The 13457-nt window shown below is 67.6% G+C and carries 14 protein-coding genes; 6 read left to right on the top strand and 8 right to left on the bottom strand.

Features of this window, described 5'->3' with window-relative positions:
- Positions 1-479: chloride channel protein (locus tag GORHZ_RS02930; RefSeq protein ID WP_006330283.1), on the top strand; the 479-nt coding region annotated here is incomplete at its 5' end.
- A 15-nt stretch (positions 480-494) separates the two neighbouring features.
- Here GORHZ_RS02930 and GORHZ_RS02925 read toward each other — a convergent pair.
- The 3 genes from GORHZ_RS02925 to GORHZ_RS02915 all read right to left on the bottom strand — a co-directional run bounded on the left by GORHZ_RS02925 (position 495) and on the right by GORHZ_RS02915 (position 3578).
- Positions 495-1022 (bottom strand): DUF1697 domain-containing protein, encoded by a 528-nt coding sequence (locus GORHZ_RS02925; RefSeq protein ID WP_006330282.1) that lies wholly within the window; start codon positions 1020-1022, stop codon positions 495-497.
- A 13-nt stretch (positions 1023-1035) separates the two neighbouring features.
- Positions 1036-2298 (bottom strand): glycoside hydrolase family 183 protein, encoded by a 1263-nt coding sequence (locus GORHZ_RS02920; protein WP_006330281.1) that lies wholly within the window; start codon positions 2296-2298, stop codon positions 1036-1038.
- 140 nt (positions 2299-2438) lie between these two features.
- Positions 2439-3578 (bottom strand): citrate synthase, encoded by a 1140-nt coding sequence (locus GORHZ_RS02915; protein WP_006330280.1) that lies wholly within the window; start codon positions 3576-3578, stop codon positions 2439-2441.
- 110 nt (positions 3579-3688) lie between these two features.
- Here GORHZ_RS02915 and GORHZ_RS02910 point away from each other — a divergent pair, with 110 nt between their 5' ends.
- On the top strand, positions 3689-4906 hold the full coding sequence (locus GORHZ_RS02910; protein ID WP_006330279.1) for a citrate synthase: 1218 nt from the start codon (positions 3689-3691) through the stop codon (positions 4904-4906).
- Between the two features lie 23 nt (positions 4907-4929).
- On the opposite strand, the gene GORHZ_RS02905 is transcribed toward GORHZ_RS02910, so the two are convergent.
- Both GORHZ_RS02905 and GORHZ_RS02900 read right to left on the bottom strand, forming a co-directional pair.
- Positions 4930-5697: a methyltransferase domain-containing protein gene (locus GORHZ_RS02905; protein WP_006330278.1), complete on the bottom strand. Its 768-nt coding sequence runs from the start codon at positions 5695-5697 to the stop codon at positions 4930-4932.
- Between the two features lie 13 nt (positions 5698-5710).
- The gene (locus GORHZ_RS02900) at positions 5711-6004 is read right to left on the bottom strand and encodes a hypothetical protein (RefSeq protein WP_006330277.1); all 294 of its coding nucleotides are present in this window, start codon (positions 6002-6004) and stop codon (positions 5711-5713) included.
- Between the two features lie 177 nt (positions 6005-6181).
- On the opposite strand from GORHZ_RS02900, the gene rnhA reads away from it, so the two are divergent.
- Genes rnhA through GORHZ_RS02885 form a run of 3 tightly spaced genes read left to right on the top strand, consistent with a single transcriptional unit; the run spans position 6182 to position 8436 of the window.
- Positions 6182-6673 carry a ribonuclease HI gene (rnhA, locus tag GORHZ_RS02895; protein ID WP_006330276.1) on the top strand — a complete coding sequence of 164 codons (492 nt, stop codon included), beginning with the start codon at positions 6182-6184 and terminating at the stop codon, positions 6671-6673.
- Positions 6670-7584 (top strand): NAD(P)-dependent oxidoreductase, encoded by a 915-nt coding sequence (locus GORHZ_RS02890; RefSeq protein ID WP_006330275.1) that lies wholly within the window; start codon positions 6670-6672, stop codon positions 7582-7584. The genes rnhA and GORHZ_RS02890 overlap by 4 nt, the downstream gene beginning before the upstream one ends.
- Before the next feature lie 60 nt (positions 7585-7644).
- Positions 7645-8436 carry an SDR family oxidoreductase gene (locus tag GORHZ_RS02885; protein ID WP_040529920.1) on the top strand — a complete coding sequence of 264 codons (792 nt, stop codon included), beginning with the start codon at positions 7645-7647 and terminating at the stop codon, positions 8434-8436.
- A 14-nt stretch (positions 8437-8450) separates the two neighbouring features.
- Here GORHZ_RS02885 and GORHZ_RS02880 read toward each other — a convergent pair whose 3' ends face one another.
- Entirely contained in the window at positions 8451-9020 is a 570-nt protein-coding gene (locus GORHZ_RS02880; protein ID WP_006330267.1) for a YdeI/OmpD-associated family protein, read from the bottom strand.
- 56 nt (positions 9021-9076) lie between these two features.
- Between GORHZ_RS02880 and GORHZ_RS02875 the strand changes: the two genes are divergently transcribed.
- Complete coding sequence (locus tag GORHZ_RS02875) at positions 9077-9748, top strand: hypothetical protein (RefSeq protein WP_040529919.1); 672 nt, start codon at positions 9077-9079, stop codon at positions 9746-9748.
- A gap of 16 nt (positions 9749-9764) precedes the next feature.
- Here GORHZ_RS02875 and GORHZ_RS02870 read toward each other — a convergent pair whose 3' ends face one another.
- Complete coding sequence (locus tag GORHZ_RS02870; RefSeq protein WP_006330260.1) at positions 9765-11690, bottom strand: ABC transporter ATP-binding protein; 1926 nt, start codon at positions 11688-11690, stop codon at positions 9765-9767.
- Positions 11687-13420 (bottom strand): ABC transporter ATP-binding protein, encoded by a 1734-nt coding sequence (locus GORHZ_RS02865; RefSeq protein WP_006330259.1) that lies wholly within the window; start codon positions 13418-13420, stop codon positions 11687-11689. The genes GORHZ_RS02870 and GORHZ_RS02865 overlap by 4 nt, the downstream gene beginning before the upstream one ends.
- Between the last annotated feature and the right edge of the window lie 37 nt (positions 13421-13457).

The raw sequence follows: 13457 nt of genomic DNA, 5'->3' as shown, positions 1-13457 counted from the left end.
TCGCTCAGACGATCCTGGCCGGTCAGCACATCGCCCTGCCGGCCGCATTCCTCTACGTTGCGGTGCGCTTCGCCGCCGGTCCGATCTCGTATTCGGCGGGGACATCGGGCGGCATCTTCGCCCCGATCCTCGCGTTGGGCGCCCTGATGGGCATGATCGGCGGCCAGATCACCGACGCCGTGGTGCCCGGGTTGCCGCAGGACCTCACCTCGGCCATGGCCATCGTCGGGATGTCGGCGCTGTTCGCGTCGATCGTGCGGGCGCCGTTCACCGGACTGGTTCTGGTGATCGAGATGACCGCGATCACCTCGGTCACCATCCCGATGCTGATCTCCGGGGCGATGGCGGTGGTCGTCGCGTCGGGGCTACGGTCGCCGCCGATCTACGACGCCCTGCGTGTCCGCATGCTGCGACACCACGCGGCCGAGGCCGAGGCCGAGGCAGATCGGGGTGGGCCCGACCGGGGCGGGGCGGGGTGAACTCTCCGGGCACCCTCACCCGCCCGCGAGTTCGATCAGCTTACGGATCGTCTTCAGATTGCGGCCGGTGCCCTGCACGCCCAGGCCCTTGGCGATCACCGGTGCGGTGAGCTTCGACGTCCCGGCACCCTCTGCGTAGCGGATGTGCAGATCGCTGCCGATCACGGTGAACACGTCGTCGCCGAAGCCGCGCTCTTCGAATGCGGCGACCTTGTCGGGGTCCGGGCGGCCGGTGAGGCAGTAGACGTAGGAGAACCTCGGTTCGAGGACCGGGAACGGGTGGGCGTCGAGGGCCGCGGCGAGTTCTTCGGGTGATCGGCTGATCACCTCGCGTTCGAAACCGAACCGTGCGGTGATCGCCTCCTCGAGGCCCCGATCGAATGTGTCCGTTGCGCCTGGCGTCGTGCACAGCAGGTTGCCCGACGCGATGTAGGTGGAGATGTCGGTGGCGCCGAGTTCGGCGGCCATCTCCCGCAGATCGGCCATCGGGAGTTTCGCACCGCCGACGTTGATCGCGCGGATCAGGACGACACGTCGCGGCATGACTCTCCTCGGGTTACCGGACCTTCGACAGGTCGGTGCGGACCAGCATCACGTTGTAGTCGTCCCAGCGGGACGTGACGAAATACAGGAACCGGCCCGACGAGTGCGGATGGATGTAGGGCGCATAGAGCCCGCGGGTCTGGTTGGGCGAGATGAGCACCTTCTCTGCGCTCCAAGGGCCCTCCGGGGACGGGGAGGTGCGCATCATGATGTTCCCGGTCCGTTCGGTCAGCATGACGAACCTGCCAAGGAAGTTGTTGTAGGCCACCGACATCTCGCTGACCGGCTGACCGATGATCGGGGTCGCGTCGGCCGGCCGCGGCGACCACGCGCCCCCGCCGCGGTAGTACTCGTAGCGGTTCAGGTTCAGGATGTCGGCCGGACGGACGCGGGACAGGTACGCGGAACTGCGGCGCCCGTTGGGTGTGCCGTACTGGTAGATGTAGTCGCCGGACCGCAGGAAGGCGCCCATCTGGAATCGACTGTGACCCTGTTGGACCTGGCGTACGCCGGGAAGGGTGACGTCGAAGTTCGCGCGGATGGTGTCGTTGACGGTGGTCCAGGTCTGGCCGTTGTCGCGAGAGACGGCGATCGCGGAATAGTTCGTCATCCAGCGCCCGGGCCCGGTCCAGCGATGAATCGACATGTAGCTCAGGTACTGCACGCCGTTGATCGCGATCCCCGACGTCGGGATCCGGCCCACCTCGACGTTGCGCACGCCGATCGCGTTGAACAGGGGCAGCGCGAAGGTCGGATGCTGCGGTGTGACCGCCGCACCGGACCGGATCGACCCGGGGATGGCGTCGGGGAAGGTCATGCCCTTGTCGAGGTCGGGCTTGCCGTCGCTGCGCAGCATGGTGTTGTGTCGCCACACCATCTGCCCGGCACACCGGCCCCAGGTGTCGCCGAAGGCCATCAGCACCTGGCCGGATCCGTTGTCCCAGGGCACGCCGACGTCGGTGGAGGTGATGGAGAAGCGCTGGTCGGTGCGGTTGGGGCTGCGCGGCCCGGTCACCCATTGGATCGCGGTGCTCGCCCCGTGCAGCTTGGGCAGCGGCATCTGGGGCTTCTTGCCGTCGGCGCGGTAGCTGCCGTAGTCGGCACTGCCGAGTCCGATGTCGGTGGAACCGGAACTCCCGGTGGAGCCGACGTCACCGCCGGTGGGGCCCAACGGGTTGCACACCGAGGCGTGCGCGGGTGCCGACGCCAGGGCGGTGCCGGTGGTCGCGAGTACCACGGCGGTGGCACCGGCGACGAGCAGACGCCATCTGAACATGGAGGTACCCCCCTGCGGACCCGACGAACCAGTGTTGCCAGTGTTGCAGAAATGAACCGATGTCCACATGTCGAGGCCCGAACCGAGATGCAGGCGTTATCGGTCACCAGTGAGTACGGTACCTGCCCTCGGCTGATCGTTCAGCGGTCCCCGACGACCCGCGGCGGCGGTCCGACGTAGCGGGCGCGAGGCCGGATGATCTTGCGGGATCGGGCCTGTTCGGCGATGTTCGCACACCACCCCACGACGCGGCTGACCGCGAACGTCGGCGTGAACATCGAGCGCGGGACCCCGCAGGCGTCCATCACCACGCCGGCATAGAACTCGACGTTGGCGTAACGCGGCTGGTCGGGATGGGCCTGCGCCAGTACCGCGGTCACCTTCTGTTCGACGTCGACGGCCTGCTCGACGACGGGCCCGCCCAGTTCGAGCGCGATCGATCGCAGCAGTTCCGAGCGGGGGTCGCGGGTGCGGTAGACGGCGTGACCAAACCCCATGATCCGGCGCCGGGCCGCGATCTGTTCGCGTGCCCAGGCGGTGGCATCGCCGTGGCGGGCGATCTCGTCGAGGGCGTCGAGGGCACGGTCGGGCGCCCCGCCGTGCAACGGCCCCGAGAAGGCCCCCAGTGCCCCGCACACGGCGGCGTACACGTCGGCGCCGGTGGACGCGATGACCCGGGCGGTGAACGTCGACGCGTTGAAACCGTGGTCGATCGTGGCGATCAGATACTGTTCGACGGCGCGTGCGTGTCGCGGGTCGGGTCGCCGTCCCGACAGCTGATAGAGCCAGTTCGCCGCGACAGAGAGATCGGGGTCGGGTGCCACCGGCTCCTCGCCGGACCGGATGCGGTGGATCGCGGACAGGATCGTCGGGGTCAGCGCGGCCACCCGCAACGTGTCGAGGCGGGTCGTCGCGGCGTCGCTGTCCCACAGTGGCCGTGCACCGGTCGCCGGCCCGGCCGCCGACAACACGGTCCGCAGGCCGGCCAGTGTGTCGCGTGCGTCGCCGAGCAGCGCCGCGGTCCGCAGCAGGCTGCCGAGTTCGTCGGGCAGGTCCCGCAACGGTGCCGTCGCGGAACGGAAGGCGTCGAGGTGCGCGTCGTCGGGGGGCTCGCCGTGCACGAACAGGTACCAGACCTCCTCGAAGGTACGCGTGCGGGCGAGATCGATCGCCGAGAATTCCCGATAGTGGTAGAAGCCCTCGTCGCCTCGGACGTCACCGATCTCGGTGTCGGCGACGATGACGTTCGCGAGTCCCTCCGGTGCGATGAGCTGTTCCATGGCGGGTGTCCTCCGTGTGGTGATTTCCGGTGCGGCAGTCGATTACGCGCCGTCGTAACCACACGATGCGCGGTATTGATCCAGCTCGTCAATGTTGATTTCATCAATATGTGTCCCGCACTCACACCCGACGTTTCCCGAAGCCGATCCGTCACGACGGCCGTGACTACCTGACCAGTGAGCAGGTGGCGCGTCTACTCGGTGTCAAGGTGACCACCGTCTACGCGTACGTGAGCCGTGGGCGCATCACGAGTGTCCGCATCGACGGGGTGGACGGCAGTGTGTTCGCGGTGGACGAGGTAGAGGCACTCGCGTCGGGCCGATCCCGCCGTGCGCCGGCCGGTGTCGTCGAACGCATCCACACGAGGCTCACCCTGCTCGAGGACGATCATCTCTACTACCGGGGACACGATGCGGTCGACTTGGCGCATGGCACGCCCTACGAGGAACTTGCCGCGCTGCTGTGGGATGTCGAGACCGATTGGCCCACGGGGTGTCTCGACGACGATCTGCGGCGTTCGATGCCGGCGCTGGCCGGTCCGCGGGCACGCGGGTTGGACCTGATCCGGCTCACCGTCGACGCGCTGGGTGCGCGTGATCCGTTGCGTCATCTCCTCGAACGGCCGGCGGTGGCGGCGAAGGCCGCCACCACCATCTCGGCGTGCGTCGACGCCCTCGGCGGCGAAGGAACGGGGTCGATTGCCGCCCGGATGTGGCCGTGCCTGACCGACGAGGTGTCGTCGGCGCGCAAGGTGGCGCTGCTCAACGCCGCCCTGGTCCTGCTGGCCGATCACGATCTCTCGGCGAGTGCGGTCGCCGCGCGGGTGGCGGCAAGCGCCCGGGGCAGCATCTATGCCGTACTCGGGGCCGGACTCGGTGCCTTCGACGGTCCGGTCCACGGCGGCGCGACGACGCTGGCGTTCCGGTTCCTCTCGAGAGCGCTCGATGATCCGGAAGGTGCGGTCGCGCAACAGCTCCACGCCGGCGATCCCATCCCCGGAACCGGGCATGTGGTGTACCGCCACCGCGATCCGCGCGCGGACGCACTGCTCGATATGCTCGGACGGACCGGCGGTGGTGATCGGCGCGTGTTACCGGCGGTCGACGCAATTCTGCGGCTTCTTCCCGAATCATCCTTCGCCAATTCGGATTTCGCACTCGCGGCGGTTGCGGTGAAATACCGGATGCGGCCGGACGCGGCCGAGACGATGTTCGCGCTGTCGCGCATGGCGGGCTGGACGGCGCATGCAATGGAGGAGTATGGCGAACGCCGCCTTCGGTTCCGGCCCGAAGGCGTCTACACCGGTGCCCGACCGGGCGCACGCTGATCGCGGCGCCCGGTGACCGTGGATCAGTGGCGGGTGGCCACCGCGAAACTGCGACGGAACGGCAGGACCGTGCCCAACGGACCCTCGGGGTACGCGTCTTTCAGCCGGGCCTTGAGTTCGCCGATGTACTCGTCGCGCAGTTCGCCGTCGAGGGCGTCGAGGAACGGACGTGCGCCCGTTCCCGAGATCCAGTGGTAGACGGGATCGTCGCCGTTCAGGACGTGAATGTAGGTCGTCGACCAGGCGTTGATGTCCAAGCCGTGCTCGCTGAAGAAGGTCACGTATTCCATGGCACCGAGTCCCGACTGACGTTGCACCGACGACAGCTGCTCGGCGAATCGAGGGTCCTCGGCGAGCGCGGCCAGGGTTCGGTGGGTCCGGGCGTCGCTGTTGTCGGGGACCTGGACGGCGAAGACGCCACCGTCGGTCAAGTGGTCGAGCAACCGCTCGATCACCTCGAACTGATGCGGTACCCACTGGAACACCGCGTTGGAGACGAAGAGGTCGACCGGCTGATCCGGTGTCCAGGTGGCGACGTCGGCGATGTCGTAGTTCGCGTGCGGGTCGGTGTTGTCTCGGAAGGCCTGATCGATCATCTTGTCCGACGAATCGATGCCGAGCACCTGCGCGTCCGGCCAGCGGGCGCGCAGGTGCTTGGTGAGATGGCCTGGACCGCAACCGAGATCGACGATCATCCTGGGGTTGGTGGGAATCTGTGCGATGAGATCGAGAAATGGTCGGGCGCGGGCGTCGGCGAATTGGAGGTATCGGTCCGGATCCCAGGTCGGCATGCGTACACCCTATCTAGCCGGTGCCCTGATAGTTACCCTTGCGATCGTAGAGATCGACGTACTGGTCGCCGTTGATGTCGCGGTACCAGCATTCGTAACCGCTCACGTACCGGATACCGGTCGAGTTGGTGCTGTACTCGACAACCCACTGGCCGTTGGCCTGGCGGCATTCGCTCTGCAGATTGCTGATGGGCAACGCGGTTGCGGTGGGTGCGGTCATGCCGAGGACACCGAGCACCGCCAGCGTGGCGGGCGCCGTTGCGGCAACAGCCCGGGTCAGTAGTCGGGATTTCCCGTGAATGTTCATCGTGCTACTCCTGTTGGTCGAGGTTGTGCCCAGATCGTGTGTTTCGGGCGTATTTGACGATCGTCGATATGCAGCAGATCGACATGGGGAAATTGCCCCTATTTTCGGCGAGCGGGTCGCCCGCGGACGACGGGAAAGCAGGGGCGGGTGAGTACCCTTCGATGAGTGACCGAAGCTGTGTTCAATCACCCCCAGTCCGATGCCTCCACCGGAACAAGCGGCGGCGACCTCGTGGAGATCTCCACCGATGGCGCCTGTCTGGGCAATCCCGGTCCGGGTGGCTGGGGTGCGGTGCTGCGCTATCGCAATCACGAAAAGCGCATCTCCGGCTCCGACCCGGACACCACGAACAACAAGATGGAACTCACCGGCGCCATCGAGGGCCTCGCGGCCCTCACCAAGCCGTCGCGGGTCGTCATCTACACCGATTCGAACTACGTCCGCAACGGCATCACCAAGTGGGTGTCCGGCTGGCAGCGCAACGGCTGGAAGACCGCCGACAAGAAACCGGTGAAGAACGCCGACCTCTGGCGTCGCCTCGTCGACGAGGAGGAACGCCACGAGGTCACCTGGAAGTGGGTGAAGGGCCACAACGGCGATCACTACAACGAGATCGCCGACGAACTCGCCACGACCGCCGCACGCCAGATCGCGGGGTCGCGACGATGAGCGACGCGCTGCAGGTCGCCATCGAACCCACTCGTGACGAGCATCTGGCCGCGGCCGTCCAATCGGTGGGCGCTCGGATCGTCGGCCTCGGCGAGGCCCGGATCCTCGTGTGGATCGGACCGCCGTCGGAGTTCCCGGACCTCCCGGATCACGTCGAATGGGTGGCCCTCAAGACCGCCGGCATCGAGGATTTCGTGACGGCAGGTGTCATCGACAACCGGCGGATCTGGACCAACGCGTCCGGCTTCTACGCCGAGAACGTCGCCGAACATGCGCTCGCACTGCTCCTCGCCGGATTGCGGCAGATCAACAGCGCGGTGCTGCGGCACTGGGACAAGCAGCCGATCGACACCGCCGTGCGGTCACTGCACTCCTCGACCGTCGCCATCATCGGCGCGGGTGGCATCGCGGCCTCGCTCATCCCCCGACTGACTGCTTCGGGTGCGCGAGTCATCGCGGTGAACCGTTCCGGACGACCCGTCGACGGCGCCGCGGTGACGTTGCCGTCGGCGCGAACCGACGAGGTCTGGGGGCAGACCGACCACGTGGTGCTCGCGGCCCCCGCCACCGCCGAGACCCACCACCTCATCAACGCGAAGTCCCTGGCGACGTTGCCTGCGCACGCCTGGGTCGTCAACGTCGCGCGCGGCCCCCTCGTCGACCAGAATGCGCTGGTCGCCGCGTTGCGCGACGGTCAGATCGCCGGCGCCGCCCTCGACGTCACCGATCCGGAACCGCCCGCCGACGACGATCCGCTCTGGTCGCTGCCCAACGTCATCATCACCCCGCACGTGGCTAACCCGGCGTCGGGGCTGACACGCGTCATGGCCCCGTTCCTCGCGGAGAATCTGCGTCGTTTCGCCGCCGGTGAGATCCTGCTCTCGGTGGTCGAGCCGGGACGGGATTACTGACCGACCGCATTTTCTACAGAGCGTGGTCTCGTCGTGGGTCCGGCGTGGCATGCTCTGGGCGTGATCCTGGACAGATTCCGTATCGACGACAAGGTCGCCGTGGTGACCGGGGCAGGTCGCGGGCTCGGGGCGGCGATCGCCGTCGCGTTCGCCGAGGCGGGTGCCGATGTGGTGATCTCCGCGCGCACCCAGGCCGACCTCGACATGGTCGCCGCCCGGGTCTTCGCGGCCGGGCGACGCGCCCACGTCGTGGTGGCCGACCTGAGTGATCCCGCCAGTGCGGCCGGCCTGGCGCAGACCGCGGTCGACGAGTTCGGGCGGCTCGACATCGTCGTCAACAACGTCGGCGGCGCGATGCCGAGGCCCTTGCTCGACACCACACCCGAGCACCTCGTCGAGGCGTTCACCTTCAACGTCACCACTGCCCATGCACTCGTGACGGCCGCGGTCCCGCGCCTGCTGGACAACGACGACGGCGGATCGATCATCAACATGACCTCGACGATGGGTCGTCTGCCCGGCCGTGCGTTCGCCGCGTACGGAACCGCGAAGGCGGCGCTCGCGCACTACACACGTCTTGCCGCAATGGACCTCAACCCGAAGATCCGAGTGAACGGCATCGCGCCGGGAGCGATCGCGACCTCGGCACTCGACATCGTCGCCGCCGACGAGGACATGCGAAACGCCATCGAGAACGCCACCCCGATGCGGCGGCTCGGCGACCCCGAGGATGTCGCCGCGGCCGCGCTCTACCTGGCGTCGCCGGCCGGAGCGTATGTCACCGGCAAGATCCTCGAGGTCGACGGCGGGATCATCGCACCCAATCTCGACCTGCCGATTCCGGATCTGTAGGGACGGTTCTCGGGTCAGGGCCGTTCGTTGCGGGCGGCCTTCTCCACGATCGTGGCGATGCGTTTCGTCTTCGTCGCCGGCTGCTTGGCGAAGGCGATCTGGGCGAGCGCGGACTTCCGGGCGCTCGGCGGGAAGGCGTCCCAGTTCGCGCGAGCCGCCAAGTCGGCGTCGAGCGCGGCGGTGAGTTCGCGCGATTCGATCAGGGCCTCGGCGTCGTCGAGCAGATTCCACAGCCCGCGGCGTTTCGCTTCGTCGATGACGGCCTGACCGGCGGGTTGCATGCGACCGGCGGCGAGGAGGTCGGCCACGCGTGCCTTGTTGCTGGCCGCCCAGGCGCTGTTGCGGCCGCGGCGGGTGAACCACATGCTGCGTCGATCCTCGTCGAGCGTGCGGGTGTGGCCGTCCACCCAGCCCCAACACAGGGCTTCGCGCACCACCTCGTCGTAGTCGAGCGGCTCACGACCGGACTCTCTGCGCCAGAACACAAACCACACGCCACCGGAGGTGTCGTGGTGATCGGCGAGCCAGTCGTGCCATTGCTGCACGGATTCGGGATGGAGGTGCTCGGCATTCGGGTCGGCCATACCAGCAGAGTAGGTCGGTGAAATGACGGCGTCGGTACAGTTGAAGCGTGGGCGGCATGATGAACTTCGCCGGCGACTTCTGGTGGCTGATCTTTCCGATCGGCGGTGTCGTCGGGGGGTGGGCTGCGCGGATCGCCGCCTACAACGAGAAGCGCCGCCGCGACAAGATCGAGCTGGAGCGGATCAAGGCCAACGCGCAGATCGAGCAACTGCGGATCACCCAGACCAGCCGGTCGGCGATCACCAAGACCTTCGCCCGTCACGACGACGTGAACGACCGCTGGTTCGGCTACGAACTCGACCTCGCGACCCTGATCCAGTACCCGATGATGACCGATCTGCGCGAACCGCTGACCTTGGCATTTCACAAGGCCAAGGTGCGCGCCGATGATCTGCGTCCCACCGATCCCGATGAACTGCTCGACCCCGCGGTGTTCGCCGAGTATCGCGACGCTGTCGGCGAGTATGCGACTGCCTTCGACGCGGCCGAGCGGGAGGCACGTCGTCGCAAGCAGTCCGACTTCTCACCGGTGGAGCGGGAGCGGCTGGAGCGGGCGCGCCGGCTCGTCGCGATCGCCGGCGACGAGGCCGCGACCCCGGCCGAACGGCAGGCCGCCTATCGGAAGGCGCGCGACGAACTCGAGGGCCTCATCGTCGTGCCGCCGCCGGCCGCCCAACAACTCGAGACCCGGATCGTCGCGGCGCTCGAACCCGGCCGCGAGCACTGACGGCCGGGACCTCCGTTCAGGTCGCCTCGACCGGCCCCGCGAACTGGCTGTTGTAGAGCCGGCAGTAGGCGCCCTGCGCGGCGAGCAGCTGGTCGTGGTTGCCCTGCTCGACGATGTGTCCGTCCTCCATCACGACGATGACGTCGGCGTCGCGGACCGTCGAGAGCCGGTGCGCGATGACGAAACTGGTGCGGTCGGTGCGCAGGTTCGCCATCGCCTGCTGGATCAGCAGCTCGGTGCGGGTGTCCACCGAACTGGTGGCCTCGTCGAGGATCAGGATGGTCGGTTTGGCGAGGAACGCACGGGCGATCGTGATCAGCTGGCGTTCGCCGGCACTCACCCCGCCGCCCTCCTCGTCGATGACGGTGTCGTAGCCGTCCGGCAGGGTCCGGACGAAATGGTGGACATGGCTGAGCATCGCCGCCTCCATCACCTCGGCCCGGGTGGCGGTCGGATCGCCGTAGGCGATGTTGTCGTAGATGGTGCCGCCGAACAGCCACGAATCCTGCAGCACCATCCCGATGCGTTCGCGGAGGTCGTCACGGGTCATGCGCCGCGAATCCACCCCGTCGACACAGATCCGGCCGGCGTCGACGTCGTAGAACCGCATGATCAGGTTCACCAGGGTGGTCTTGCCGGCGCCGGTCGGCCCGACGATGGCCACCATGTGGCCGGGTTCGGCGACCAGCGACAGGTTCTCGATCAGCGGCGTGTCCGGCTCATAGCGGAACGACACGTCGTCGAAGGCGATCAGCCCGTGGTCGTCGGCGGGAGTGTGGGGATCGACCGGGTCGGGGGACTCCTCCTCGGCGTCGAGGATGTCGAAGATGCGTTCGGCCGACGCGACACCGCTCTGCATCAGGTTGAACATCGAGCCGATCTGGGTGAGCGGCTGGGTGAACTGCCGGGAGTACTGGATGAACGCCTGCACCTCGCCGAGGCTCAACGACCCGGACGCGACCCGCAGACCACCGACGACGGCGACCGCGACGTAGTTCAGGTTCCCCAGGAACATGATGGTCGGCATGATCACGCCCGAGATGAACTGGGCGCGCCAACTCGACTCGTAGAGCTTGTCGTTGCGTTCGTCGAAGGTCGCCTCGATCTCGTGCTGGCGACCGAACGCCTTGACCAGCTCATGTCCGGTGAACGCCTCCTCGACCTGGGCGTTGAGTTTGCCGGTCGAGGACCATTGGGCCATGAAATGCGGCTTGGAGCGCTTCGCGATGAACGCGGTGGCGCCGAACGCGAGCGGCACCGTGAGGACCGCGATGACGGCCAGCAGCGGCGAGATCCAGATCATCATGGCCAGCAGCGCGATCACCGTCAGGACCGAGTTGAGGAACTGCGAGATGGTCTGCTGCAGACTCTGCGACAGATTGTCGAGATCGTTGGTCACCCGGCTGAGCAGGTCGCCGCGGGGGATCGTGTCGTAGTAGCGCAGCGGGAGACGATGCACCTTGTCCTCGACGTCGGCGCGCAGGCCGCGGATCGTACCCACCACGACGATGTTGAGCAGATAGGCCGCCAACCACGACAGCACTGCCGAACCCACATACAGGGCCAGGACGATCAGCAGCACCCGCCCGACGGCCGCGAAGTCGACGCCGACGCCGGGGATCACGTTCATCGAGCCGACCATGTCGGCGAATGTCTCGTCGCCGCGGGCCCGCAGGCCGGTCACCGCCTCGTCCTTGGTGAGCCCGGCCGGCAGCATCCGGCCGATGACGCCGTCGAAGATCAGGTCGGTGGCATGACCGAGGACCCGCGGCGCGACCGCGGTCAGCGCCACCGAGACGACGATGGCCACCAGGATGACCGCCATGAAACCCCGATAGGACAGCAACAGACTCAGCAGACGACGCACCGACGGCCCGAACGACCGGGCCTTCTCGACCGGGCCGCGCATCATCGGCGGGCCGCCGGCACCGGGGCGGGTCATGCGGGGTCACCGATCGCGAGCTGGGACTGGGCGATCTCGGCGTAGGTCGGGCACGTCTCGAGCAGATCGTCGTGGGTCCCGAGGCCGACGATGCGCCCGCGGTCGAGCACCACGATCTGGTCGGCGTCGATGATCGTCGAGATGCGCTGCGCGACGATGACGACCGCGGCATCGGCAGTGGCAGGTCTGAGCGCCGCCCGCAGCCGCGCGTCGGTGGCCAGGTCCAGCGCCGAGAACGCGTCGTCGAACAGATAGACCGACGGCCGACGGATCACCGCCCGCGCGATGGCCAGGCGCTGGCGCTGACCGCCCGACACCGTCGTACCGCCCTGCGCGATCGGGGTGTCGAGCCCCTCGGGCATCGCCCGTACGAAGTCCTCGGCCTGTGCGACCCGCAGCGCCTCCCAGATCTCGTCGTCGGTGGCGTCGGGTTTGCCGTGCCGGACGTTGGAGGCGACGGTGCCGGAGAACAGGTATGGCCGCTGCGGAACGAGTCCGATGACCGCCCGCAACGCGTCGGGATCGAGGCGTCGCACGTCCGTCCCGCCGACGAGCACCTCACCGTCGGTGGCGTCGATGAGGCGGGGCACCAGCCCGAGCAGTGTCGTCTTCCCCGAACCGGTCGACCCGACGATGGCGGTGGTGGTGCCGGGCCCGACCCGGAAGGTCATGTCCGACAGCACGGGGGCGTCGGCGCCCGGATACCGGAATTCCGCATGCCGGAACTCGACGGCGGCCGGGTCGCCGGCGAAGCCGACCGGGCTCGCCGGCGGGTGCACCGACGTCTCGGTGCCGAGCACCTCGGTGATGCGTTCGGCGCACACCGCCGCGCGCGGCGCCATCATCGCCAGGAACGACGCCATCATGACCGACATCATGATCTGCATGACGTAGGTGATCATTGCGGTGAGCGCACCGATCTCCACGGTGCCGTCGGACACCCGGTGTCCGCCGAACCAGATGATCGCGACGATGGTCACGTTGGTGATCAGCATGACCACCGGGAACATCAGCGCCATCATGCGCCCGACGCGCAGCGTGGCGTCCGCCAGTTGGTCGTTGGCGACCGAGAACCGTGCGATCTCGTGGCGTTCGCGGACGAATGCGCGCACGACACGGATGCCGGTGATCTGCTCGCGCAGCACACGGTTGATGTTGTCGATACGGTCCTGCATCGCCCGGAAGCCGGGGATCATCCGGCCGATGATGACGCCCATCGTCACGCCGAGCACCGGCACGGCCACCACCAGCACCCACGACAATCCGGCCGCCACCCGGATGCCCATCACGATCCCGCCGACACACATGATCGGGGCCATGACCAGGATCATGGTGCTCATCACGATGAGCATCTGCACCTGCTGCACGTCGTTGGTGGTGCGGGTGATCAACGAGGGCGCGCCGAACGAGCCGACCTCGCGGGCGGAGAAGGTGTTGACCCGGTGCAGCAGGTCGTGGCGGATGTCGCGGCCGGAGCCGAGCGCGGCCCGCGCACCGAAGTACTGCGCGCTGACCGTGCAGATCACCTGGGCGACGGTGATGACCAGCATCCAGCCGCCGATGCGCAGGATGTAGTCGGTGTCGCCGCGTGCCACGCCGTTGTCGATGATGTCGGCGTTGAGCGTCGGCAGGTACAGCATCGCCCCGGTCGCGACGAGCTGCAGGGCCACGACGGCCATGATGTTCGTGCGATACCGCGACACATACGTGCGGATGAGCTGAATCAGCATGACGAGATCACTCCGATGACGCTAGCAAGATCCACCG

Source organism: Gordonia rhizosphera NBRC 16068 (genome assembly GCF_000298195.1).
Classification (GTDB): Bacteria; Actinomycetota; Actinomycetes; order Mycobacteriales; family Mycobacteriaceae; genus Gordonia; species Gordonia rhizosphera.
Note: the sequence above shows the minus strand (reverse complement) of the source record. Positions and strands in the feature narration are given on the sequence as shown.